Raw genomic sequence first — 23,030 nt, 5'->3', positions numbered from 1 at the left:
GAGCCCGGGCCGAGCAATCTCGCAATCATGTCCAAAGCGGCCATTCACGGCCGAAAGGCGGCGTTGATGTTCTCGCTCGGTGTTTTCTCGGGCTCGATGTTCTGGGCAACGATGGCAATGCTGGGCGTATCGGCAGCGCTGATCGGCTACTCCCGGTTCATCATTGCAATCAGGATTTTCGGCAGTTTGTATCTGTGGTGGCTGGCCTTTAAATCGGGACACAATGCGCTCGCGACGGCCCTCCCGGTCGTATCGGACCGGCGCGCTCCCCAACATCGAAGAGCCTCTACTCGCGTGGCGCGATGCTCCATCTCACCAATCCGAAGGCCATTCTCGTATGGGTTTCGATCGTTGCGCTGTCGTCGAACAGTGCCAGTTCGCCCCACGGTGCGTTGATTGCGGGCTGTCCGACGATCGGACGTGTGGTGTTCGGCAGTTGTGCGTTGTTGTTCTCGACGGAGTCGGTTCGACGGATCGACGGGCGGACCCGCCGCACGCTGGAAGGGGGCCTGGCCGTCGTGTTCGGGATCGCCGGCATCGAGCTTCTGGCGTCGCGCCGATGCGGCGGCCGACGCCGGGCATCGCCCGGCAGCCGCGCGGATTCGCGGTGCATCATGCAATCACCGAAATTCCCAACCGGTAGACAGCTTTAGTTAGAATCGGTCGTCATCTAGGCAAAATGCAGCCTTGCCTCGGTGCAGCGGTATCCACTCGCGAATACCGCTCGCGCCCATCCCATGCTTCATCCTTTACCGGAGGCGAACGTGCCAGGATTACTTCCCGATGTCGACCGCGACGGGCTCCTCGAATATTCGGTGGTGTACACCGACCGGTCGATCAATCACATGTCGCAGCGCTTTCAGGGCGTCATGCGCGATATTTCCGCGGCGCTGAAGCAGGTCTACAACGCGAAGGCGGCCGTCATCGTCCCGGGCAGCGGGACCTTCGGCATGGAAGCCGTGGCCCGGCAGTTCGCGACGAACAAGAAGTGTCTGGTCATCCGCAACGGCTGGTTCAGCTTCCGCTGGTCGCAGATTTTCGACATGGGGAGCATTCCGTCCGAGTCGATCGTGTTGAAGGCGCGCCCGGTCGAATCAGGCCGGCAGGCGGCGTTTGCGCCGGCCCCGATCGAGGAAGTCGTCGCCGCGATTCAGGAGCACAAGCCGGATCTGGTCTTCGCTCCGCACGTCGAAACCGCATCCGGGATGATGTTGCCCGATACGTATCTGCGCGCGGTGGCCGACGCCGTGCATGCGGTCGGCGGCATGTTCGTGCTGGATTGCATCGCATCCGGCACGATCTGGGTCGATATGGAGAAGAGCGGTGTCGACGTGCTGATCAGCGCGCCGCAAAAGGGCTGGAGTGCGTCGCCGGGTTGTGCGCTGGTGATGCTCAGCCCGCTCGCGCGCGAGCGAATCGACGCGACGACCAGCACCAGTTTTGCCTGCGATCTGCGCAAGTGGCTGCAGATCATGGAAGCGTATGAGAACGGCGGGTTCGCGTACCACGCGACGATGCCCACGGACAGCCTCGCGACGCTGCGCGACGTCATCAAGGAAACGGAAGCGTACGGCTTCGACAAGGTGAGGGCGGAACAGCTCGAACTCGGCACGCGGATTCGCGCGTTGTTGGCCGAGAAGGGGTTCAGGAGCGTTGCCGCGGAAGGCTTTGAGGCGCCGGGCGTCGTGGTCAGCTACACCGACGATGACGACATCCGGTCCGGCAAGAAATTCGCCGATGTCGGCATGCAGATCGCGGCCGGCGTGCCGCTGCAATGCGACGAGCCGGCGGATTTCAAGACCTTCCGCATCGGCTTGTTCGGTCTCGACAAGCTGCATGACGTTGACGCGGCGGTCGCGCGATTTGCGAGCGCGCTGGAGCGCGTTCTGTAGAGCGTCGATTCGGTGTAACGGTACATGGCGGCGCATGAAGCGAAGACGTCGATGCCAACGACTCGATCAAATGCGCCGCCTGAACTTCCGAATCTGGCTCCGGTGCGCTTGCAGCGCACGTCAACCATCGGCTTTTGCGGCAATTCATTCAGAGCGATTGCAGCCGTTCGACAACGTACTGGCTGACGATGAGATCCAGGTGCGCACCTCCCGCATTTTTATAAACCGTGCGCTCTTCTGCCGAACGATGAAACGCCGATATCCGGCACAGATCGAATAGGTCTCCTTCGATATCATTCTCTTGTATCGCTTGCGTCTGCATCGGAATCTGGATATCACCGGATTGCGCGGCATTCTCGCGGTCATCCACGAAGATGCGCGCACCCTTGAGCACATCGCAATCGGCCTCCTGCATATCCGACCGATACCCGCCCACCAGATCGACATGGGTACCGGGGCGCACGAACTCGCCTCGAATCACCGGCTTGGACGTGCTGGTGGCTGCGGTAATGATGTCTGCGCGGGCCACGGCGGCATCCACGTCTTCGACGACGCAGACCTCGATGTTTCGCGCCTCGAGTTCCGAGCGCACGGCATCGAGCCTGGACGGCGTGCGATTCCACAACAACACTTGACGGATGGACGGACGGATGTGGAGATAGGCATCCGTCAACGATCTTGCGACCGGCCCCGCACCCAGGACGAGAAGGACCTCGCTGTTCTCGCGACTCAGTTTCCTTGCCGCCAGCGCGGAATCGGCCGCTGTCTTCCATCGCGTGATTTCCGGGCCGTCGAGCATGGCGACGATGCCTTTGGTCCGCTCGTCCAGAACCAGAAACGCAGCCTGCTCCGTCGGCAAGGGCGGACTCGCCAGGCTATTGGCGGGAAAGAGGGAGGCAATTTTGAACCCGGCGCCCTTGCCCGGCAGAATGACGCCGCGGCTGAACAAGCCAAGGCTCGCATCCCCGATGAAATAACTGTCACCGATGGGCCGTGAACCGGCATGCCCGTCCTGCAGCGCGTCGAGAACGCCGTCCCAATCCAGTACCGACCTGATCTGCTCCGCCGAAATGGTTTGCATGGTCAACGCTCCTGCTGTTGCGGCCAGATGTCTCCCAGGGTGTAGCCCTCGGGGAACGGGTCGTCGTGATCGAGCACGATGGTGCTGATCCCATGGATCCAGCTGGTGCCGGCCAGGGTGGGAACCACGGCGGCCTTGTCGCCGATGCGGGTTTCCTCCACCAGGCTGCCGGTGAAGACGGTACCCAGGATGCCCTGGTGCCGGAAATCCTGGTGCAGCGGCAATTCGCCCTTGGCGTGCAGCACGGCCATCTTTGCGCAGGTGCCGGTGCCGCAGGGGCAGCGGTCGATCGCGCCGGTCCAGGTCGAGGGGTCATCCCAGGAGAGCGGCCCGGTCGGCATGGTGACCACGTTCTTCCAGTCTGCCCCGGGGGCGTCTGGCGGGCCGGACAGTTGCGAGATGGTGATGCCCACGCCCGGATAGTCCGGGTGCGCGACCGGCAGTTGCTCGATGGCCGCCTGCCGGATCAGCGCGGAAACCCGCGTGATCTCCTTCCCGTGTTCGGGCTTGAGCTCGAGCCCCGGGAACTGGCGCACGTCGGCAATCGCGTAGAACATGCCGCCCCAGCCGACGTCCACCCGCACCTTGCCCAGATGCGGCACGTCGATGACGGCATCCAGGTGCGCGGCAAAGGCCGGTACGTTCCTGAACTTCACACGCTTGACCTTGCCGTCCTTGCACTCCGCGGTGATGCGGATCAACCCGGCCGGCGCTTCCAGCGTCAGTTCCGTCACGGGCTCCTGCATCGGCAGCATGCCCATTTCCAGCAACACGGTGGCGACGGAAATGGTGTTGCCGCCGGACATCATCGGATACTCGACCTGTTCCAGGATGATGTAGCCCGCGTCCGCATCCGGGTGGCAGGGCGGCACGATGATGTTGCAGCAGTGCGCCGGGTAACCGCGTGGCTCGCGCAACAGCAGCTTTCTCAAACCGTCGTCATTGGCCTCCAGCCATTTCATCCTGGCGTGGACGGTGTCGCCGGGAATGTGCGGAATGCCACCGGTGACCACGCGCATCGGAATCCCCGAATGCGTCTCCACCGCGTGAATCGTTCTCTTGAATCCCATGTGCCGGTTTCCTCTTCGTCGCCGCCGACCGAGTGCGGCGTGAAGGGAAATTTATGCCCGTTTCGCGGATAACTTAAGCGACATTTCCTCCGGCATTCCTTCAACTTTTGGTTGAAGATGCCGCCGCCTGTGCCGGGCAGCGCCGGCTCGGTACGGACGCTCAGCGTTCCGGTGTGCCGCGGGCGGGGCCCGTTTCATCGGCAGCGGGATGCAGCGCGAGTTGCTGCCTGACCCACTGGCAGAACTGCTTGCACACGGCGGCGTCCGCCTTGTCCTTTCGGACCGACAGGTAGTGGCCGCGATTCTTCATCACCGTCTTGTGCGGCAGCGGACGCACGAAGTGGCCACTTTGAACCAGGTCGCCCACGAGGTGATGCCAGCCCAGGACGACGCCCTGGTGAGCCAGGGCCAACTGCACGATGCCCGGATAGTCGTTGCTGGTGAATAGCTGGCGCGGAATGTCCGCGCGCCAGCTGGTGTCGACGTCATGCAGGGCCAGCCAGACTTTCCAGTCGATATGCTCGGAGATCTGCGAACGACCATAGGCGCTGATATCCAGCAACGACATGTCCAGCAGCCGTTCCGGCGTCTCGACAGGGCCATGATCCCGCAAATACCGCGGTGTGCAGACGGGATAGACCTCGTCGTCGAACAGGTGCTCGCTGTCGTATCCGTCGCGCATGCTGGCGAGCTTGGCGATGTAGACGTCCGGCTGCACGCCGGCTTCCATCGAGATGAAATTTTGCGTGGCCAGGACCGTGAGTTCGATATCCGGATTGGCCTGAATGAATTCGGGCAGCCGCTTGTGCAGCCAGAGTGCCGAAAACGCCGGTGAGCAGCAGACGATGAGCGTCCGCCTGGCGGGCACCTTCTTCCGCAGGCGTTCGGCGGCCTGATGGATATTGATCAACGAAAGCTGGGCTGCATCCTTGAACATCTCGCCGTCGGCAGTCAGGGTGACGGCCCTGCCCGAACGGACGAACAGCTCCGTACCCAGGTAGTCCTCCAGTTCCCGCACCTGCTTGCTCACCGCCGCGGGCGTCACGCTCAATGCGTTGGCCGCTCCGGTAAAGCTGTTGAATTTCGCGGCCGCAAGAAATGATTTGATGGCGCGCAGAGACAGCGCGCCGACCAATGTTTCGCTCATTTCAAACCGAGACGCCATGGCGATTTCTACAGACGTTAGGGGATGGGACACAGTCCGGAGCACGGACTCGCGTTGGATTGCAGGAAGCGAATGGCCGCTCGGCGACGAGCCGGCCTAATGCACGCCGAAGTCGGATCGAAGTTTTCTCAGCTTGAATGGCGTGACGTTGTATTCGCGTTTGAACCAATGTATCAGATGCGAGCTGTCCGTGAAGCCGCACTCGTATGCAATCTGGGTAACGGACCGATCGCTGTTGATGACCATCCATTTCGCGGCTTTCAGGCGCATGCTCCGCCAGTACTGCAGCGGCGCCACGCGCAGGTGCTTCTGGAAGAGTCGCGTCAGTTCCCGCTCGGTCGTGCCGATTGACTGGGCGATGCCGGCGATCGAACCCGGTTCGAACGTGCGTTGCCTCATCAAGCCCACCGCGTTGACGACGCGCCGATCGGGGCAGTGCAGGCCGATCTCGTCGTCCTGCTTCATCGCCTGTATTTCCTCGAAGCCTCGATCGGCCATCAAGTAATGAAGCGCCTTGTGCGATCGCGTCTTGCCGCAGTGGGTCGTCACCAGGTGCATGGCGAGATTGATCGCGGCAAGACCGCCGGGGCATGTGATGAACTCGCCGTCCACCACGACCGGGGCATCCGTGACGGCGATGATGTCCGGAAAATTGCGCTGCATCGCTTGCGCGAGCGAGAAGTGAACGGCGCATCGCCTTCCTGCCAGATAGCCCAGTTCGGCAAGAATGAACTGGCCCGTGCATAGCCCGACAACGGGAACATGTGCCTCGACGCAGGATTGTATGAATCGGTAAAGCTCGTCGGGGATCGGCTCCGTGCTGTGCAGCAGGCCGCCGTGCACCACGACGTAGTCGTATTCGGACGGATCGCCGAAGAGCCGGGTCGGCACCATCGGAAAGCCGCAGCTTGATCGAATCGGCGAAAGATCGTGGGACAGCAGGTCCCACGAGCAGTAGATCTGCCTGCTGAAGTCCGCCTCGTCGGCCGACAGGCGCAGAAACTCGACGAAGCACGAGAGCGACATCAGCGTGAAATCGGGCGTCGGTGCGATGCCGATTCTGAGGGGCGCATCGACCTCGGGGGCGGACTTGCCCGGCCGGAGAAATGAATAGTCGCCTCGCATCCGATGTCTCCGCCCGTCGTGCCATTGATTGTCCGAAACGTACAATTTTTTCGATTGACGGGCAATTATAGTTTTCCGCATCAACAACCGAACGGCGCGGAGGCCCCCTTGAAGATCTCGAAAATTTCCCTGTACCAGGTCGATTTGCCGCTGAAGGAGGGCGCCTACAGCTGGTCGACGTTCTCGTTCGCATCGTTCGACTCGACCGTCGTCATCGTCGAAACGGACGCCGGGCTGGTCGGCGTCGGCGAAATTTGCCCGCTCGGACCGTCGTATCTGCCGGCTTATGCCGAAGGCGCTCGCACCGGCCTCGTGAAGATCGCGGAGGGGCTGATCGGGGAAGACCCTTGCCAGATCGGCCGGATCAATGTCCGCATGGACGAGCTTCTCAAAGGTCACCCGTACGTCAAGTCAGCGCTGGATATGGCGTGCTGGGACATTCTCGGCAAGGCGACGAGCCAGCCGGTGTACAACCTGCTCGGCGGGCGCCTGCAGGATCAGGTCAGGCTCTTCAAGGTCGTCACGCGGCAAGATCCGGATGCGATGGCGACGAAGATCCGCGAGTATCAGGACCAGGGCTTCAGGCAGTTTCAAATGAAGGTGGGTGCGGGTGCGGACGCCGATATCGAGCGGATCCTGAAAGTGTCGGCGGAACTGCGCTCGGGCAATGTCCTGGCGGCCGATGCGAATACCGGTTGGCGGCAGCACGAGGCGCTGCGCGTGGTCAAGGCGATTCGCGACGTCGACATCTACATCGAGCAGCCGTGCCCGAGCTACGAGGAGTGCCTCGCGGTCCGGCAGCATACCGATCATCCGATGATTCTCGACGAGTGCATGGAAGACATTCGCGTGCTGATACGCGGCTGTCAGGATCGTGCGATGGATGTCGTCAATCTGAAGGTGAGCCGCGTCGGCGGGCTGACGAAGGCCCGGCAATTCCGCGATCTGGCCGTGACCCTGGGCATTTCACTCACCATTGAAGACACGTGGGGCGGGGAGATCGCGACGGCGGCGCTTTGCCACCTCGCGCATTCGACGCCGTCGGGTTTTCACTTCCAGTCGTCGGCGTTCCATGAGTATCACGGTCTCACGATCGCGTCGGGCGGGCCGGCACTGAAGGACGGCTATATGTCGGTATCGGATCAGCCGGGGCTTGGCGTGAAGCCGAAGATGGAGGTGCTCGGCGATCCGGTCGCGGTGGTCGGTCGGGCGGATTGAGCGGGGCTGCACGGGAGCACGCGTTTATCCGGTGGAATCGCGTGCCGGTTTTCGGGCGACCGTGTTCAAGAACGCAGGTGGTGCGCACCTGAAGAACGCAGGCGATGCGCACCCGGACCTGCCGGTAGCGTTGGTGACGGCGAAAGCCGTGCGCGATCACGTCGCCACCACGCTACCGACTACCGACGCACAATCACGCAGCCGTGTTGCGATTCGCCTCGATCACCGTCAACGCCGTCATGTTCACGATCCGCCGCACGGTCGCGCTGGACGTGAGAATGTTCACCGGCCCATTGACGCCCAACAGGAACGGCCCCACCGCCACGTTGCTGCCGGCCTCGGTCTTGAGCAGGTTATAGGCAATATTCCCCGCATCGACGTTCGGACACACGAGCAGGTTCGCCGCGCCCTTCAGCGGCGACATCGGCAGCAGCCGCGCCCGCAGCGCTTCATCGAGTGCACAGTCGCCGTGCATCTCGCCATCCGCCTCGATATCCGGCGCCTGCGCGCGAATGATCTCGAGCGCCCGGCGCATCTTCACGCCCGAAGCCGCGCTCCCCGACCCGAAGTTCGACCGCGACAGCAGCGCAGCCTTCGGCGTGAGGTTCAGCCATTCCATCTGCCGGGCGGCCGCGATCGTGAATTCCGCGATCTGCTCCGCATCGGGGTTGTCGTTGACGTGCGTGTCCACCAGCGCGACCGTCCGCTGATTGAGCAGCAGGATATTCATCGCCGCGTAGGTCGACGCATCGGGCTTCTTGCCGATCACTTCGTCCACGAACCGCAGGTGATTGTGATACTCGCCGACCGTTCCGCAGATCATCCCGTCCGCATCGCCGAGCCGCACCATCATCGCGCCGATCAGCGTCAGACGACGTCGCATTTCGACGCGCGCCATTTCCTTCGAGATGCCGTCGCGGCAGCGCAGTTCCCAATACGTCGTCCAGTATTGCGGGAAGCGCTCGTCGTATTCGGGGTTGGTCACCTCGACGTCCTGGCCGAGGCGAAGGCGCAGGCCGAACCGCTCGATACGCGCCAGCAGCACCTCCGGACGGCCGACCAGGATCGGACGCGCGAGCTTCTCGTCGACGATGACCTGCACCGCACGGAGCACGCGCTCGTCTTCGCCTTCGGTGAACACGATGCGTGCCTTGCCGCCGTCACGCACGAGCTGACGCGCGGTCGCGAACAGCGGCTTCATGAACGCGCCCGAGTGGTAGACGAACTGCTGCAGCTGCTCGACATATGCATCGAGATCCGCGAGCGGGCGCGTCGCCACGCCGCCTTCGATCGCCGCCTTGGCCACGGCCGGTGCGATACGCACGATCAGGCGCGGATCGAACGGCTTCGGAATCAGGTATTGCGGACCGAAGGACACTTCGTCGCCGCCATAGGCCGCCGCGACGATGTCGTTCTGCTCTTCTTGCGCGAGGCCGGCGATCGCGTGAACCGCGGCGATTTCCATTTCGCGGGTGATCGTCGTCGCACCGACATCAAGCGCGCCGCGGAAGATGTACGGGAAGCACAGGACGTTGTTGACCTGGTTCGGGAAGTCCGAGCGGCCCGTCGCGATCACGACGTCGTCGCGCGTCGCGTGCGCCAGTTCCGGGAAGATCTCCGGCGTCGGATTGGCGAGCGCGAGAATCAGCGGACGCGCGGCCATCGCCTTCAGCATTTCGGGCTTCAGAATGCCGCCGACCGACAGCCCCAGGAACACGTCGGCGCCGCCGATCACGTCGGACAGCGTGCGCGCGTCGGTTTCCTGCGCGAAGCGTTCCTTCGCCGGATCCATCAGCGTGGTGCGGCCGCGATAGACGACGCCTTCGATATCGGTCGCCCACACATTCTCGATCGGCAGCCCGAGGTCGACGAGCAGGTCCAGGCAGGCCAGCGCCGCGGCGCCGGCACCCGACGTCACGACCTTCACTTCCGAAATCGACTTCCCGACCACCTTCAGCCCGTTGATGAACGCGGCGGCGACGGTGATGGCGGTGCCGTGCTGGTCGTCGTGGAAGACGGGAATCTTCATGCGCTCGCGCAGCTTGCGCTCGACCGTGAAGCACTCCGGCGCCTTGATGTCCTCGAGGTTGATCCCGCCGAAGGTGGGTTCGAGGCCGGCGATGATGTCGACGAGCTTGTCCGGATCGGTCTCGTTGATCTCGATGTCGAACACGTCGATCCCGGCGAACTTCTTGAACAGCACGGCCTTGCCTTCCATGACCGGCTTCGACGCGAGCGCGCCGATGTTGCCCAGACCCAGCACGGCGGTGCCGTTGGTGATCACGCCCACCAGATTCCCGCGGCTCGTGAAGCGGTGCGCGTTCAGCGGCTCGGCGGCGATCGACTCGCACACGCTGGCGACGCCGGGCGTGTAGGCGAGCGCGAGATCGCGCTGCGTCACGAGCGGCTTGCTGGCGACGACGGAGATCTTCCCCGGGGTCGGAAACTCGTGATAGTCGTACGCCGCCTGCTGCTGGGTCTCTGTCTGTTTCATGTTTTTGGGTCCGGGCATGCGCGCCAGGCCAGTCCCGACGCGATCCATGGAGGGGATTCTAGGGATCGGCCATAAGGAGATGATTCTGTTTTAATATCGGTCCATCACTTTTTCATGATGGTGTGGCGGTCCGGCAATGACATTCGACGCGAACGACGTGGTCAGGCGGCTTGGCGCGCGCCTGAAGATGCGGCACCTGATGCTGTTGCTGCAGATCCAGCAGCACGGGTCGCTGACGCGCGTCGCGGAGCACATGGCCAGCAGCCAGCCCGCCGTGACGAACGCGCTGTCCGAACTGGAGAGCATGTTCGGCACGCCGCTGTTCGAGCGCACGTCGCGCGGGATGCGGCCGACCGCGCTCGGTTCGGTCGTGCTCGAGCGGGCCAGGGCAATGCTGAAGGATCTCGACCATCTCGCTCGCGAGATGGAGGCGGTCGCGGCCGGCCATGCGGCGCATCTGCATATCGGCGTGATTCCGTTTATTTCGGGCCAGATGCTATCGGGGGCGCTCAAGCGCCTGCAATCCCGGATGGAGCGGCGCCTGACCGTGACGATCCACGAAGGCACCAGCGACCAGTTGCTGCTGCAGCTCAAGGACCACACCGTCGACCTCGTGATCGGGCGGGCGTCGTCGGCGGTCGATCTGGGGCAGGTCTCCTTTGAAGTGCTGTACCAGCAGCAGCCGCGGATGATCGCGAGCCGGCGCCTCGCCGCGAAACTGGCGCGCACGAAGCTCGACTGGGAGAAGCTGCACGCGCTGGACTGGATTCTCGGCGCGCCGCATACGCCGATGCGGGAGCAGGTGACCGACCTGTTCCTGTCGGCGGGCATCGCGCCGCCCGTGCCGATCGTCGAAAGCTACTCGTCGAAGCTGATCGGCGAGATGATCGCGTCGAGCGACGACGCGGTGTCGATCGTGCCGGCCGATATCGCGGAAGAAATGGTGCGCATCGCCGGCGTCGCGATCGTGCCTTACTCGCTGGTCTGGACGCTGCCGCCGATCGCGCTGTTTACCCGCTTTGCGGATGCGCATGCGCCGACGCGGGATTTGCTGGTTCAGGCGCTGCGCGAGATTTGCAGGGAAACCTACGTCGAAGTGCCGCGGTAACGCTTCGGGAGCCGGTCGATGCCCGCGGGGTGGAAACCGCATCGCGCCCGCTCCAGCGTCGCCGCCGAAGCACGCCCCGTCGACATCCATCACGCCGCATCCGGACAAACCCCTCTCCGCCAGAATTTACCCAAAACCCCCGCCACACAAGCCACTGCCCACGCATAGTGGTTTCCACTCATAGTCGCAAATAGTCAAGAACAGGTCGCCGCCGGTCGTCTTGCGACCAATATGGCTCGTTACTTTTACACCCACGATGCAGGCCGGGACGCACTCCGCGAACCCGTCGGACATCGGTCCAACCGGGAGAAACCATGAAGTCGACAAAGATCGCCGCGTTCGTCGCGGCCGTGCTGGCGACCGGCGCATTCGCGACCGCGGCGCAGGCCGAAACGGATGCCGCGACCTGCCGCAACGTACGTTTCGCGGATATCGGCTGGACCGACATCACGTCCACCACGGCGCTCGCGTCGACGGTGTTCGAAGGGCTCGGCTACAAGCCCACGACGACGATCGCATCGGTGCCGATCTCGTTCGCCGGCCTGAAGAGCAAGCAGCTCGACATCTCGCTCGGCTACTGGTGGCCGGTGCAGCAGAAGCAGCTCCAGCCGTTCCTCGACAGCAAGTCGATCAACGTGGTCGAGCCGCCGAACCTGTCGGGCGCGAAGGCGACGCTCGCGGTGCCGAGCTACGAATACCAGGCCGGCCTGAAGACCTTCGAGGACATCGCGAAGCACCGCGCGGAGCTCGACGGCAAGATCTACGGGATCGAGCCGGGCAGCAGCGCGAACGCGACGATCCAGAAGATGATCGACACGAACCAGTACGGCCTCGGCGGCTTCAAGCTGGTCGAATCGAGCGAGGCGGGGATGCTCGTCACGGTCGAGCGCGCGATCCGCGAGAAGAAGTGGGTCGTGTTCCTCGGCTGGGAACCGCATCCGATGAACATCCAGATCAGCATGAACTACCTGTCCGGCGGCGATGCGTCGTTCGGCCCGAACTACGGCGAAGCGCGCGTGTACACGCTGACGGCGCCCGATTTCATCTCGCGCTGCCCGAACGCGGGCAAGCTCGTCGAGAACCTGCGCTTCACGACGCAGCTGGAGAACCAGCTGATGCAGTCGGTGATGAACAAGACGAAGCCGGCCGACGCCGCGAAGGCGTACCTGAAGAAGAATCCGCAGGTGCTCGATGCCTGGCTCGCCGGCGTCAAGACGTTCGACGGCAAGGACGGCCTGCCTGCCGTGAAGGCCTATCTCGGCCTGTAACGGCCCGTGCGCGCCGTACGCGTGCGGCGCGCAGCCACGAATCATCTGCAGTACGACAGAAATCGAGCGGCACGAATCAAATCAAGCGAGGGCATTCAGCATGAACCACGAAGTCATCATCACCTGCGCGGTCACCGGCGCGGGCGATACGGTCGGCAAGCATCCGGCGATTCCGGTCACGCCGAAGGAAATCGCGGCCGCGGCGATCGAAGCCGCGAAGGCCGGCGCGACGGTTGCGCATTGCCATGTCCGCGATCCGCAGACGGGCCGCGGCAGCCGCGACCCGAACCTGTACCGCGAAGTGGTCGACCGGATCCGCTCGGCGGACGTCGACGTGATCATCAACCTGACGGCCGGCATGGGCGGCGATCTGGAGATCGGCCCGGGCGAAGACCCGATGCGCTTCGGCAAGGGCACCGATCTCGTCGGCGGCCTCACGCGCCTCGCGCACGTGGAGGAACTGCTGCCGGAAATCTGCACGCTCGACTGCGGCACGCTGAATTTCGGCGACGGCGACTACATCTACGTGTCGACGCCCGCGCAACTGCGCGCTGGCGCCAAGCGCATCCAGGAACTCGGCGTGAAGCCGGAGCTGGAAATCTTCGATACGGGCCATCTGTGGTTCGCGAAGCAATTGCTGAAGGAAGGGCTGCTCGACGATCCGCCGCTGTTCCAGCTGTGCCTCGGCATTCCGTGGGGCGCGCCGGCCGACACCGGCACGATGAAGGCGATGGTCGACAACCTGCCGCCGGGCGCGCACTGGGCCGGCTTCGGGATCGGCCGCATGCAGATGCCGATGGTCGCGCAGGCGATGCTGCTCGGCGGTCACGTGCGGGTCGGCCTCGAAGACAACATCTGGCTCGATCGCGGCGTGCACGCGACCAACGGCACGCTCGTCGAGCGCGCGCGGGAAATCATCGAACGCCTCGGCGGACGCGTGCTGACGCCGGCCGAAGGGCGTCGCAAGCTCGGCCTGCCGGCGCGCGGCGAACGTCTGCTCGAACGTCGCGCGGTGGCCGAGTTCGCGTGAGTTTTCAAGGCTGATTCCGATTCAATGCGGCGGCGCGCACGAACGCGGCCGCCGTCCGATTCCCTAGATTTGAAGGATGCGTTGACATGGCAGTGAAGACCGACATCAAGACGTTCGCCGCGATCGGCACCGGCGTGATCGGCAGCGGGTGGATTTGCCGTGCGCTCGCGCACGGTCTCGACGTGGTCGTGTGGGACCCCGCGCCGGGCGCGGAAGAACGGCTGCGCGCGAACGTCGCGAATGCCTGGCCCGCGCTCGAACGCGTCGGCCTCGCGCCGGGCGCCGATCCCGCGCGGCTGCGCTTCGAATCGACGATCGAGGCCTGCGTCGCCGACGCGGACTTCATCCAGGAAAGCGCACCCGAGCGCGAGGCGCTTAAGCTCGAACTGCACGAACAGATCAGCCGCGCGGCGAAGCCCGACGCGATCATCGCATCGTCGACGTCGGGGCTGCTGCCGACCGACTTCTATGCACGCGCGACGCATCCGGAGCGCTGCGTGGTCGGCCATCCGTTCAATCCGGTCTACCTGCTGCCGCTCGTCGAGGTGCTCGGCGGCGCGCGCACGTCGCCGGAGGCGGTCGAGGCGGCGATGGAGATCTATCGCACGCTCGGCATGCGGCCGCTGCACGTGCGCAAGGAAGTGCCGGGCTTCATCGCGGACCGGTTGCTCGAAGCGTTGTGGCGCGAGGCGCTGCATCTCGTCAACGAAGGCGTCGCGACGACCGGCGAGATCGACGATGCGATCCGCTTCGGCGCGGGCATCCGCTGGTCGTTCATGGGCACGTTCCTGACCTACACGCTGGCCGGCGGCGACGCGGGCATGCGACACTTCATGCAGCAGTTCGGCCCCGCGCTCGAACTGCCATGGACGAAGCTGGTCGCGCCGAAGCTGACCGACGCACTGATCGACAGCGTCGTCGAAGGCACGAGCGAGCAGCAGGGCACGCGCAGCATCAAGGAACTCGAACGCTATCGCGACGAGTGCATCACCGAGGTGCTGAAGGCGATCGCCGCGGTGAAGGCGCGGCACGGGATGCGTTTCGAGGACTGAATGAACATGACCGGCGATACCCCGCTGACGATATGCCACGACGTTGTGCGGCCCGAGTGGGTCGACTACAACGGCCATCTGCGCGACGCGTTCTATCTGCTGATCTTCAGCTTCGCGACCGATGCGCTGCTGGACCGCATCGGTCTCGACGACGCCGCGCGTCGCGAGCGGGGCCGCTCGGTCTATACGCTCGAAGCGCACGTGAACTATCTGCAGGAGATCAAGGAAGGCACGCGCGTGCGCGTCGATGCGCGGGTGTTCGCGCACGACGCGAAGCGGCTGCACCTGTATCTCGAACTGTTCGCGGACGGGCACGACGGCGCGGTGTCGGCGAGCGAGCAGATGCTGCTGCACGTCGACACGCGCGGCGGCGCGAAATCGGCGCCGTTCGACGATGACGTCGCCGCGCGCGTGGCCGAGTTGCACGCGTTGCAGCGCGATTGCGCGGCGCCTGCGTATGCGGGCCGCGTGATCGGACTGCCGCCGCGCCGCTAGCGTCGACGTTCAACCTTGGACCGCGGAGCGCACATGATGCTCGAACCGGAAATCGCTGCGTTCGTTGCCGCCGTCGACGCGTGGTATCCGGCCGACGCAGCGGCGCGCTCGCCCGACGCGCAACGTCGCGTCTACGATCGCTTCGCGGCCGCATGGACACCCGCCGAACTGCCGGCCGGCATCGTGCAGCACGACGCCGTGTGGCACGCCCCGGACGGACACGCGATCGCGCTGCGGCGCTACGCACCCGCGCAGGGTGAGCCGCGCGGCACCGTGTTGTTCTTTCATGGCGGCGGCTTCGTCGTCGGCTCGCTCGACAGTCACGCGCTGATCACCGCGCGACTGGCGGCCGACACGGGGCTGGCCGTGATCGCGGTCGACTACCGGCTCGCGCCCGAGCATCGCGCGCCGGCCGCGCTCGAGGATTGCCTGGCCGTCACGCGTGCCGCGCGCGACGCAGCGCGCTGGCCGTTCGACTCATGCGCCCGACCGCTGACGCTCGCGGGCGACAGTGCCGGCGGCAACCTCGCGGCCGCCGTCGCGACCGCGCTGCGCGATGCTGGCGAAGGCGGCATCGACGGGATCGCACTCGTTTATCCGATGCTCGGTTTCGAACCGCAATCGCCGGCGCGCGAAACGGAAGCGCACGCACCGATGCTGACGCTCGACGACGTTCATCGCTATCGCGCGCTGTACTGGGGCGATGCGGATGAAACCGTATTCGACGACGCGCCGCTGCTGCGCGCGTCGGTGCCGCTCGCGGCGTCGCGTTTCGACGGACTGCCGCCCGTGCTCGCGATCGGCGCGGAACACGATCCGCTGCGCGATGATGCGCGCGTCTATGTCGAACGCATTCTCGCGGCAGGCGGCGCCGCGCGTTACTGGAGGGGAGAGGGGCTGGTGCACGGCTGCTGGCGCGCGCTCGGAACGAGCCCGCAGGCAGCGCGGATGCACAGGATGATCGGCGGGTTTCTGCTCGCACCACACGCGTAGCGGGCGTTTCCGGGAGGCAACGATGCAGGCAGCGCAACACCGTATCGAGGACTGGCGGACCTTTTCCGCCGACGCGGCCATTGCGGCGGCGACGATCGGCGATGGGGCGGTGGACGTCGAGTGGAGCGACACGCGACGATCGCCGTTTCACTTCGACTGGTTGCGCGACAACTGCGCGTGCTCCGCATGCGTGCATGCGGTCACGCGCGAACAGGTGTTCGAGATCGCCGACGCGCGCGAGGATCTGTCGGCGCGCGTCGTGCATGTCGAAGCCGACGGCGCGCTGCACGTCGAGTGGAACGACGGGCATCGCAGCACATGGTCGCCGGGATGGTTGCGCGCGCATGCCTACGACGATGCGTCGCGCGCGGAGCGCCACGCCGCGCACGGGCGGCACGTGTGGACCGGCGACGACGCGACCGCGATCGGCGTGTTCGCGTGGCGTGACGTGATGGAGGACGACGGCGCGTTGCTCGCATGGCTCGCCGCGTTGCAGCGCACGGGGCTGACGCTCGTCGAGGGCGTGCCGGCCGAACCCGGCCGCGTCGACCAGATCGCGCGTCGCATCGGCCTGATCCGCGAAAGCAATTTCGGCGTGCTGTTCGACGTCGAATCGAAGCCGCGACCGGACAGCAATGCGTATACGTCGCTCAACCTGCCGCCGCACACCGACCTGCCGACACGTGAATTGCAGCCGGGCGTGCAGTTCCTGCATTGCCTCGCGAACGACGCAACGGGCGGAGACAGCGTCTTCCTCGACGGCTTCGCGCTCGCGGATGCGCTGCGGCGCGAATATCCGGCCGATTTCGAGCACCTCGCCGCGACACCGTTCGAGTTCTGGAACAAGAGTGCGAACAGCGACTACCGCTGTTCGGCGCCGGTGATCGGGCTCGATGCGCGCGGCAACGTGACCGAGGTGCGCGTCGCGAACTTCCTGCGCGGGCCGCTCGATGCGCCGGCCGATGCGGTGGCGGCTGTCTATCGTGCATACCGGCGTTTTCTCGCGCTGGCGCGCGAGCCGCGCTTTCGCGTGCAGCGCCGGCTGCGGGCCGGCGACATGTGGGCGTTCGACAACCGTCGTGTGATGCATGCACGCACCGAGTTCGATCCGTCGACGGGCCGCCGGCATCTGCAGGGCTGCTACGTCGATCGCGACGAGCTGTTGTCGCGCTGGCGTGTGCTGTCGCGTGCGGTGCCTGCGGCAACTGCGCGCTGATCGACGCACTCGGCGTCGTTACGCATACCTCGCCAGGGAAAAAGCGCCCGGACGCAACGCGCCCGGGCGAAGCCACCCGCTGCCGGGCGGCGGAGGTATGCGTTTCACAAAAAAGACGAGCCCGCATGGCGGGCTCGTCCGGATACAGCTTCATCGCGCGATGCGCGGTGCGCCCGCCGGGGGCGCGTCGGCTTACTGGCCGAAGAAGACCGAGTCGCGAGCGTTCGACGACGTTGCGGCAGCCGGGGCGCCCGAGTGGACGACCGGAGCCGGTTGCGCGCCGTAGCCGCTGGCGTCGGCACCATGAACACGCGCTTCCGCCGACTGGATGTCGTTCGGGTAGTACGGGCTCGCCAGGCCCGGCTTGTAGCCGGCTTGTTCGAGCTGGACCAGTTCGTTGCGGACTTGTGCGCGGGTCACGGTGCTTTGTGCGAAAGCGCCGAACGAAGCGGACAGGGCGACAGCGGCAACAACTGCGGAAACGAGCGATTTCATGATGACCTCCGGTGTTTTATTGAGTTCGCTTTCGACACCATGTCTGCAGCGATTGACTAAATCTTAGTCACCGGGCGGTTCAGGGTAAACGCTGATTTTGACGAAAGATTGTTTCCAAGTTGGTAACAGTAGGCCGTCGAATCAAGCTTTCATCGCGCTTTCGTTTCTGTCAGTGTAATAAGTATGAAGAATATTGAGACGACGAGCGTGTCATTCAGCGCACCTCGGCCGCCGTGTCGAACGGCTCGGCGGGCGGTCGACCGGCAGGCACGCTCGAACTCAGGAAACGCACGCCCGTCGCGGCTTCGGAGGCCTCCCACAGCAGCGCGGCCATGGCTACGTCGCGTGCCGCGCGCGGCACGCTCGCGGGTGCCGGCAGGCCGCGCGACTCGAACCAGCCGGACGGTCCGATGTACGAGCCGCCGGTGAGATCGGGCGACGTCGCCGCATGAATGGCAGGCAACGCACCCTGGTCGGCCGGTTGCGCGAGATAACGGTTCGCGGCGCGCATCAGCGCGGCGCGCATGGGCGAGCTGTCCATCGCGGGACCCGCGAACTGCAGGTTGGTCGCCGCGTAGCCGGGATGCGCGGCGACGCTGATCCCCGCGAACGCCGCGCGCTGGAAGCGGCGCTGCAGTTCGATCGCGAACACGAGGTTCGCGAGCTTGCTGTCGCAGTAGGCGAGATAGCGGTTGTAGCGGTGCTCGGCGCGCAGGTCGTCGACGCGGATCCGGCCGCCGCGGTTGAGGCCGCTCGACATCGTCACGACGCGCGCCCGACGCGCGGCGCGCAGCGCGGGCAGCAGATGGCCGGTCAGCGCGAAATGGCCGAGGTGGTTGGTGCCGAATTGCATCTCGAAGCCGTCGTGCGTGTGCCGCAGCGGCAGGAACATCACGCCGGCGTTGTTGCAGAGGATGTCGACACGGCCGTGGCGGTCGGAGACGTCGGCGGCGAAGCGCTGGATCGACGCGAGATCGGCGAGGTCGAGCGGATCGACTTCGACCCGTGCGGCCGGATGGAGCCGGCGGATCGCATCGGCGGCCTGCGCCGCGCGCGCGGCATCGCGGCAGCCCATCACGACGGTCGCGCCCTTGGCGGCCAGCGTTTCCGCGATCTGCCAGCCGAGGCCGCTGTTGGCGCCGGTCACGACCGCGACCTTGCCGCCTTGCGCCGGGACGTGGCGCGCGCTCCATGCATGCATGTCTGCCTCCATCGGCGTCGCCGGTGCACCACGACGCGTAATCGTTACATTGAGTGGTGTAACGATAGTCCGCGCAGGCGGGACAGACAAGCGGGGGAATTAGACCGGCGGTTCTAGGGCGGGCTTGCGCATCACGCTGCGGGCCCCGGCACACGGTGGTCGGCGGGCGTTACCGGCTGCCGGCCAGCGCGAGCACTTCGGCGGCGGAGATCATCGCGGCAGCGTTCGCGGGTGCCGGGCGCTCGGCCGGGCGGAAGACTTCGTCGCCGCGCTGGATGACCTGGCGCGACAGCGCGCAGGTCCCGGTGCGCTGCGCGAAGCGGCGGCGCCAGCGCTGTTCGCCGTAATGACAGCGGCCGGGTTCGACCCAGCGGACGACGAGCAGCGTATCGGAACGTTCGAGAATTTCGACGTGGACGTCGGCGGGATCGAGCGCAGGCAGGGATTGGGAGGCCTTCATTTTGCCGTTTCCTAAAGCTCGTGCGGTTCGGCCGTGGCAGTGGATGTCACTACCCAAGGACGAATCCGTAGCGGTTTCCATGAGTGGTGCGCTAAATGTAAGCGTCTGTGACCGGAAAAAACATCCTGTCTGGCTCAAATTACCTTTTGCCGATTTAGAAACAATCGACGCAAATTCTCTTGAGAAACCAGCGACAAAAGCGCCCCGGACGTGAAACGCCCGGGGCGGAAAATCGGCCCGCGCCCCCGTGTCTGCTCGCTCAGTCACGTGGACACCGCGGGGGACGGAGACGCCCGTCAGGGATCGGCGACGGGCGGGGTGCGGTGTGCCGGGAAGCGCGGTCCGGCAACGCCATGATCGCGTGCGCCCCCGGTTGAGACCCTGACGGGAACATGACTTTCTTGTCAGTTTCGCCGCGCGGGCACCTCGACTCAGGTGCCTGGGGATGGCGCAAACGCCCGCCGATATTGGCTTTGCGCGACAGGCGGCCGATCGGCGGAACCTGAAAAAAACGGTAATCGAAGCCCGCGGCACCGCTTCCGGCCCGATTCACCTGCTCGGGAAAATACTGAATCCCGCGTTCGTGACAAATCCGGAATCTGTTCCTATCATTGGTTGGACCTTTAGTCCTTTGTGCCAATCGGTCGGCTCGGCCGACATCTACAGGAGCAGTGCTCATGAGATTGCAGGGCAAACGCGCGCTGGTGACGGCGGCCGGGCAGGGCATCGGCCGTGCGACCGCGCTGCGGTTCGCAAGCGAGGGCGCCGACGTGCTGGCGACCGACATCAACGAAGCGGCGCTCGCGCAACTCGCGGCCGACGCCGAACGCGCGGGCGGCCGGCTGGCCACGCGGCGGCTCGACGTGACCGATGCGGGCGACGTCGCGGCACTCGCCGCGCAGGAGCGCGCGTTCGACGTGCTGTTCAACTGCGCGGGCTTCGTGCACCACGGCTCGATCCTCGACTGCGACGATGACGCGTGGGCGTTCTCGCTGAATCTGAACGTCACGTCGATGTACCGGCTGATCCGCGCGCTGCTGCCGGCGATGCTGGCAGCGGGCGGCGCGTCGATCATCAACATGGCGTCGGCCGCGTCGAGCGTGAAGGGCGTGCCGAACCGCTTCGTCTACGGTACGACCAAGGCGGCCGTGATCGGCCTGACCAAGGCCGTGGCCGCCGATTTCGTCGAGCAGCGCATCCGCTGCAACGCGATCTGCCCGGGCACGATCGAGTCGCCGTCGCTGGAGCAGCGGATCGCCGAGCAGGCGCGCACGCGCCAGGTGTCGACCGACACCGTGCGCCAGGCGTTCGTCGCGCGCCAGCCGATGGGCCGCATCGGCACCGCGGACGAAGTGGCCGCGCTCGCGCTATATCTTGCGTCCGACGAAGCGTCGTTCACCACCGGCGCGATTCACCTGATCGATGGCGGCTGGTCAAACTGACCGCGTCTAGCCGACCGCGTCTTCCCATTCACTTTCCGTTTCCGCTTGGACGACATGAAACTGCTGAGATTTGGCGACAAACACCATGAAAAACCGGGCCTGCTCGATGCGCAGGGCAAGATCCGCGACCTGTCGGGCGTGATCGACGACATCGCCGGCGACGCGCTGACGCCCGCATCGCTCGCGCGGCTGCGCGACATTGACCCGTCGTCGCTGCCGCTCGTCGAAGGCACGCCGCGGCTCGGCGCATGCGTCGGCCGCGTCGGCAAGTTCATCTGCATCGGGCTCAACTATTCCGACCACGCGGCCGAATCGGGCATGGAAGTCCCGAAGGAGCCGGTCGTGTTCGGCAAATGGACGAGCGCGATCTCGGGGCCGAACGACGACGTCGAGATTCCGCGCGGCTCGGAGAAGACCGACTGGGAAGTCGAGCTTGGCGTCGTGATCGGCCAGGGCGGCCGCTATATCGACGAAGCCGATGCGCTGTCGCACGTCGCCGGCTACTGCGTGGTGAACGACGTGTCGGAGCGCGAATACCAGCTCGAACGCGGCGGCACGTGGGACAAGGGCAAGGGCAACGACACGTTCGGCCCGCTCGGCCCGTGGCTCGTGACCGCCGACGAAGTGCCCGATCCGCACGCGCTGCGGCTGTGGCTGGAAGTGGACGGCCACCGCTACCAGAACGGCACGACCGCGACGATGGTGTTCCGCGTGCCGCACCTGATCAGCTACCTGAGCCGCTTCATGAGCCTGCAGCCGGGCGACGTGATTTCGACCGGCACGCCGCCGGGCGTCGGCCTTGGCCAGAAGCCGCCGGTCTATCTGCGTGCCGGGCAGGTGATCACGCTCGGCATCGACGGGCTCGGCGAGCAGCGTCAGCGCACCGTGCAGGCCTGATTTCCTTTAACGGACCGTTCGCCATGCCTATCATTCGATCGATGCGCGTCCTCGACGTGCGCTTCCCGACCTCGCGCCAGCTCGACGGTTCCGATGCGATGAATCCGGACCCCGATTATTCGGCCGCGTACGTCGTGCTCGAAACCGACCACGACGGGCTCGAAGGCCACGGGCTCACGTTCACCATCGGGCGCGGCAATGAAATCTGCTGCGCGGCGATCGACGCGATGCGTCACCTCGTCGTCGGCCTCGACCTCGACTGGATCCGCGAGGACATGGGCCGCTTCTGGCGGCACGTGACGTCGGACAGCCAGTTGCGCTGGATCGGCCCGGACAAGGGCGCGATCCACCTGGCGACGGGCGCCGTCGTCAACGCGGTGTGGGATCTGTGGGCGAAGGCAGTCGGCAAACCGCTGTGGCGCCTCATTGCCGACATGAGCCCCGAGGAAATCGTGCAGGCGATCGATTTCCGCTACCTGACCGACTGCCTGACGCAGGACGAGGCGCTCGACCTGCTGCGCCGGCAGGCGCCGGGCAAGGCCGCGCGGATCGCGACGCTCGAGCGCGAAGGCTACCCGTGCTACACGACGTCGGCGGGCTGGCTCGGCTACAGCGACGACAAGCTGCGCCGGCTGTGCCGCGAGGCGGTGGACGCCGGGTTCGACTACGTGAAGCTGAAGGTCGGCGCGAACCTGGAAGACGACATCCGCCGCGTGACGATCGCGCGCGAGGTGATCGGCCCTGACCGCAAGCTGATGATCGACGCGAACCAGGTATGGGAAGTCGACGAGGCGATCGACTGGGTGCGCGAGCTGGCGTTCGCGAAACCGTGGTTCATCGAGGAGCCGACGAGCCCCGACGACGTCGAAGGACATCGCAAGATCCGCGAGGCGATCGCGCCCGTGCAGGTCGCGACCGGCGAGATGTGCCAGAACCGCGTGCTGTTCAAGCAGTTCATCGCGCGCGGCGCGATCGACGTCGTGCAGATCGACGCGTGCCGGCTCGGCGGCGTGAACGAGATTCTCGCGGTGATGCTGCTGGCCGCGAAGTACGGGCTGCCGGTGTGCCCGCACGCGGGCGGCGTCGGGCTGTGCGAATACGTGCAGCATCTGTCGATGATCGACTACGTATGCATTTCCGGCACGAAGGAAGGGCGCGTGACCGAATACGTCGATCACCTGCACGAGCATTTCGTCGAGCCGTGCGTCGTGCGCGGCGCGGCGTACATGCCGCCGACGGCGCCCGGTTTCTCGATCGAGATGAAGCCGGAATCGCTCGAGCAGTATCGGTTCCGCGGCTGAAGCAAGCGGCACCCCGCGCACGGCCTG

The 23,030-nt window shown here is 65.4% G+C and carries 22 protein-coding genes; 14 read left to right on the top strand and 8 right to left on the bottom strand.

What is annotated here, in order from left to right; all coding sequences use genetic code 11:
• The first annotated feature begins 27 nt into the window (after positions 1-27).
• The 3 genes from DIE23_RS40740 to DIE23_RS20375 all read left to right on the top strand — a co-directional run bounded on the left by DIE23_RS40740 (position 28) and on the right by DIE23_RS20375 (position 1,892).
• The gene (locus DIE23_RS40740) at positions 28-396 is read left to right on the top strand and encodes a LysE family transporter (protein WP_311767824.1); all 369 of its coding nucleotides are present in this window, start codon (positions 28-30) and stop codon (positions 394-396) included.
• Positions 303-653 (top strand): hypothetical protein, encoded by a 351-nt coding sequence (locus DIE23_RS40735; protein ID WP_311767823.1) that lies wholly within the window; start codon positions 303-305, stop codon positions 651-653. The genes DIE23_RS40740 and DIE23_RS40735 overlap by 94 nt, the downstream gene beginning before the upstream one ends.
• Before the next feature lie 111 nt (positions 654-764).
• Entirely contained in the window at positions 765-1,892 is a 1,128-nt protein-coding gene (locus tag DIE23_RS20375) for an aminotransferase class V-fold PLP-dependent enzyme (protein ID WP_124613779.1), read from the top strand.
• A 148-nt stretch (positions 1,893-2,040) separates the two neighbouring features.
• Here the strand turns inward: DIE23_RS20375 and DIE23_RS20370 are convergent, their stop codons facing one another.
• The 4 genes from DIE23_RS20370 to DIE23_RS20355 form a co-directional block, all read right to left on the bottom strand.
• Positions 2,041-2,973, bottom strand: coding sequence for an ornithine cyclodeaminase family protein (locus tag DIE23_RS20370; protein ID WP_124613778.1), 933 nt, complete (start codon positions 2,971-2,973; stop codon positions 2,041-2,043).
• A 2-nt stretch (positions 2,974-2,975) separates the two neighbouring features.
• Positions 2,976-4,043 (bottom strand): proline racemase family protein, encoded by a 1,068-nt coding sequence (locus DIE23_RS20365; RefSeq protein ID WP_124613777.1) that lies wholly within the window; start codon positions 4,041-4,043, stop codon positions 2,976-2,978.
• Between the two features lie 160 nt (positions 4,044-4,203).
• Positions 4,204-5,190, bottom strand: coding sequence for a LysR substrate-binding domain-containing protein (locus DIE23_RS20360; RefSeq protein WP_260436118.1), 987 nt, complete (start codon positions 5,188-5,190; stop codon positions 4,204-4,206).
• 114 nt (positions 5,191-5,304) lie between these two features.
• Positions 5,305-6,333 (bottom strand): GlxA family transcriptional regulator, encoded by a 1,029-nt coding sequence (locus DIE23_RS20355; RefSeq protein ID WP_124613775.1) that lies wholly within the window; start codon positions 6,331-6,333, stop codon positions 5,305-5,307.
• Positions 6,334-6,441: 108 nt separating this feature from the next.
• Here DIE23_RS20355 and DIE23_RS20350 point away from each other — a divergent pair, with 108 nt between their 5' ends.
• Complete coding sequence (locus DIE23_RS20350; protein WP_124613774.1) at positions 6,442-7,551, top strand: cis-3-hydroxy-L-proline dehydratase; 1,110 nt, start codon at positions 6,442-6,444, stop codon at positions 7,549-7,551.
• Positions 7,552-7,744: 193 nt separating this feature from the next.
• On the opposite strand, the gene DIE23_RS20345 is transcribed toward DIE23_RS20350, so the two are convergent.
• Entirely contained in the window at positions 7,745-10,045 is a 2,301-nt protein-coding gene (locus DIE23_RS20345) for an NADP-dependent malic enzyme (protein WP_124613773.1), read from the bottom strand.
• A 136-nt stretch (positions 10,046-10,181) separates the two neighbouring features.
• On the opposite strand from DIE23_RS20345, the gene DIE23_RS20340 reads away from it, so the two are divergent.
• The 7 genes from DIE23_RS20340 to DIE23_RS20310 all read left to right on the top strand — a co-directional run bounded on the left by DIE23_RS20340 (position 10,182) and on the right by DIE23_RS20310 (position 17,207).
• Positions 10,182-11,153, top strand: coding sequence for a LysR substrate-binding domain-containing protein (locus DIE23_RS20340; RefSeq protein WP_124613772.1), 972 nt, complete (start codon positions 10,182-10,184; stop codon positions 11,151-11,153).
• Positions 11,154-11,467: 314 nt separating this feature from the next.
• Entirely contained in the window at positions 11,468-12,421 is a 954-nt protein-coding gene (locus DIE23_RS20335) for a choline ABC transporter substrate-binding protein (protein ID WP_124613771.1), read from the top strand.
• Between the two features lie 100 nt (positions 12,422-12,521).
• Positions 12,522-13,451: a 3-keto-5-aminohexanoate cleavage protein gene (locus DIE23_RS20330; protein ID WP_124613770.1), complete on the top strand. Its 930-nt coding sequence runs from the start codon at positions 12,522-12,524 to the stop codon at positions 13,449-13,451.
• 86 nt (positions 13,452-13,537) lie between these two features.
• Positions 13,538-14,503 (top strand): L-carnitine dehydrogenase, encoded by a 966-nt coding sequence (locus tag DIE23_RS20325; protein WP_124613769.1) that lies wholly within the window; start codon positions 13,538-13,540, stop codon positions 14,501-14,503.
• 6 nt (positions 14,504-14,509) lie between these two features.
• Positions 14,510-14,998 carry a thioesterase family protein gene (locus DIE23_RS20320; protein ID WP_124613768.1) on the top strand — a complete coding sequence of 163 codons (489 nt, stop codon included), beginning with the start codon at positions 14,510-14,512 and terminating at the stop codon, positions 14,996-14,998.
• A 36-nt stretch (positions 14,999-15,034) separates the two neighbouring features.
• Entirely contained in the window at positions 15,035-15,991 is a 957-nt protein-coding gene (locus DIE23_RS20315; protein ID WP_124613836.1) for an alpha/beta hydrolase, read from the top strand.
• A gap of 22 nt (positions 15,992-16,013) precedes the next feature.
• A complete protein-coding gene (locus DIE23_RS20310) occupies positions 16,014-17,207 on the top strand; it encodes a TauD/TfdA family dioxygenase (protein WP_124613767.1) in 1,194 nt (397 codons plus the stop codon).
• 192 nt (positions 17,208-17,399) lie between these two features.
• Here the strand turns inward: DIE23_RS20310 and DIE23_RS20305 are convergent, their stop codons facing one another.
• The 3 genes from DIE23_RS20305 to DIE23_RS20295 form a co-directional block, all read right to left on the bottom strand.
• Positions 17,400-17,702: a DUF4148 domain-containing protein gene (locus DIE23_RS20305; RefSeq protein ID WP_124613766.1), complete on the bottom strand. Its 303-nt coding sequence runs from the start codon at positions 17,700-17,702 to the stop codon at positions 17,400-17,402.
• Positions 17,703-17,916: 214 nt separating this feature from the next.
• Positions 17,917-18,903 carry an oxidoreductase gene (locus tag DIE23_RS20300; protein ID WP_124613765.1) on the bottom strand — a complete coding sequence of 329 codons (987 nt, stop codon included), beginning with the start codon at positions 18,901-18,903 and terminating at the stop codon, positions 17,917-17,919.
• Between the two features lie 169 nt (positions 18,904-19,072).
• A complete protein-coding gene (locus DIE23_RS20295) occupies positions 19,073-19,363 on the bottom strand; it encodes a DUF3331 domain-containing protein (RefSeq protein WP_031402808.1) in 291 nt (96 codons plus the stop codon).
• Positions 19,364-20,040: 677 nt separating this feature from the next.
• Here DIE23_RS20295 and DIE23_RS20290 point away from each other — a divergent pair.
• From DIE23_RS20290 to DIE23_RS20280, 3 genes are read left to right on the top strand one after another with little or no spacing between them, the layout of a single operon-like run.
• Positions 20,041-20,805 carry an SDR family oxidoreductase gene (locus DIE23_RS20290; RefSeq protein WP_124613764.1) on the top strand — a complete coding sequence of 255 codons (765 nt, stop codon included), beginning with the start codon at positions 20,041-20,043 and terminating at the stop codon, positions 20,803-20,805.
• 54 nt (positions 20,806-20,859) lie between these two features.
• Positions 20,860-21,702 (top strand): ureidoglycolate lyase, encoded by an 843-nt coding sequence (locus DIE23_RS20285; RefSeq protein WP_059534249.1) that lies wholly within the window; start codon positions 20,860-20,862, stop codon positions 21,700-21,702.
• 23 nt (positions 21,703-21,725) lie between these two features.
• Entirely contained in the window at positions 21,726-23,003 is a 1,278-nt protein-coding gene (locus tag DIE23_RS20280; RefSeq protein ID WP_124613763.1) for an L-fuconate dehydratase, read from the top strand.
• Positions 23,004-23,030: the final 27 nt, after the last annotated feature.

Source organism: Burkholderia sp. Bp9143 (genome assembly GCF_003853645.1).
Taxonomy (GTDB): domain Bacteria; phylum Pseudomonadota; class Gammaproteobacteria; order Burkholderiales; family Burkholderiaceae; genus Burkholderia.
This window is presented reverse-complemented; position numbering and strand designations above follow the sequence as displayed.

Excerpts from the sequence above, each read along its gene's own strand:
- DIE23_RS40740 (WP_311767824.1), top strand. The coding sequence starts at position 28 with ATGTCCAAAGCGGCCATTCACGGCCGAAAGGCGGCGTTGATGTTCTCG.
- DIE23_RS40735 (WP_311767823.1), top strand. The coding sequence starts at position 303 with ATGCTCCATCTCACCAATCCGAAGGCCATTCTCGTATGGGTTTCGATC.
- DIE23_RS20370 (WP_124613778.1), bottom strand. The coding sequence starts at position 2,973 with ATGCAAACCATTTCGGCGGAGCAGATCAGGTCGGTACTGGATTGGGAC.
- DIE23_RS20365 (WP_124613777.1), bottom strand. The coding sequence starts at position 4,043 with ATGGGATTCAAGAGAACGATTCACGCGGTGGAGACGCATTCGGGGATT.
- DIE23_RS20360 (WP_260436118.1), bottom strand. The coding sequence starts at position 5,190 with ATGAGCGAAACATTGGTCGGCGCGCTGTCTCTGCGCGCCATCAAATCA.
- DIE23_RS20355 (WP_124613775.1), bottom strand. The coding sequence starts at position 6,333 with ATGCGAGGCGACTATTCATTTCTCCGGCCGGGCAAGTCCGCCCCCGAG.
- DIE23_RS20345 (WP_124613773.1), bottom strand. The coding sequence starts at position 10,045 with ATGAAACAGACAGAGACCCAGCAGCAGGCGGCGTACGACTATCACGAG.
- DIE23_RS20340 (WP_124613772.1), top strand. The coding sequence starts at position 10,182 with ATGACATTCGACGCGAACGACGTGGTCAGGCGGCTTGGCGCGCGCCTG.
- DIE23_RS20335 (WP_124613771.1), top strand. The coding sequence starts at position 11,468 with ATGAAGTCGACAAAGATCGCCGCGTTCGTCGCGGCCGTGCTGGCGACC.
- DIE23_RS20330 (WP_124613770.1), top strand. The coding sequence starts at position 12,522 with ATGAACCACGAAGTCATCATCACCTGCGCGGTCACCGGCGCGGGCGAT.
- DIE23_RS20325 (WP_124613769.1), top strand. The coding sequence starts at position 13,538 with ATGGCAGTGAAGACCGACATCAAGACGTTCGCCGCGATCGGCACCGGC.
- DIE23_RS20320 (WP_124613768.1), top strand. The coding sequence starts at position 14,510 with ATGACCGGCGATACCCCGCTGACGATATGCCACGACGTTGTGCGGCCC.
- DIE23_RS20315 (WP_124613836.1), top strand. The coding sequence starts at position 15,035 with ATGCTCGAACCGGAAATCGCTGCGTTCGTTGCCGCCGTCGACGCGTGG.
- DIE23_RS20310 (WP_124613767.1), top strand. The coding sequence starts at position 16,014 with ATGCAGGCAGCGCAACACCGTATCGAGGACTGGCGGACCTTTTCCGCC.
- DIE23_RS20305 (WP_124613766.1), bottom strand. The coding sequence starts at position 17,702 with ATGAAATCGCTCGTTTCCGCAGTTGTTGCCGCTGTCGCCCTGTCCGCT.
- DIE23_RS20300 (WP_124613765.1), bottom strand. The coding sequence starts at position 18,903 with ATGCATGCATGGAGCGCGCGCCACGTCCCGGCGCAAGGCGGCAAGGTC.
- DIE23_RS20295 (WP_031402808.1), bottom strand. The coding sequence starts at position 19,363 with ATGAAGGCCTCCCAATCCCTGCCTGCGCTCGATCCCGCCGACGTCCAC.
- DIE23_RS20290 (WP_124613764.1), top strand. The coding sequence starts at position 20,041 with ATGAGATTGCAGGGCAAACGCGCGCTGGTGACGGCGGCCGGGCAGGGC.
- DIE23_RS20285 (WP_059534249.1), top strand. The coding sequence starts at position 20,860 with ATGAAACTGCTGAGATTTGGCGACAAACACCATGAAAAACCGGGCCTG.
- DIE23_RS20280 (WP_124613763.1), top strand. The coding sequence starts at position 21,726 with ATGCCTATCATTCGATCGATGCGCGTCCTCGACGTGCGCTTCCCGACC.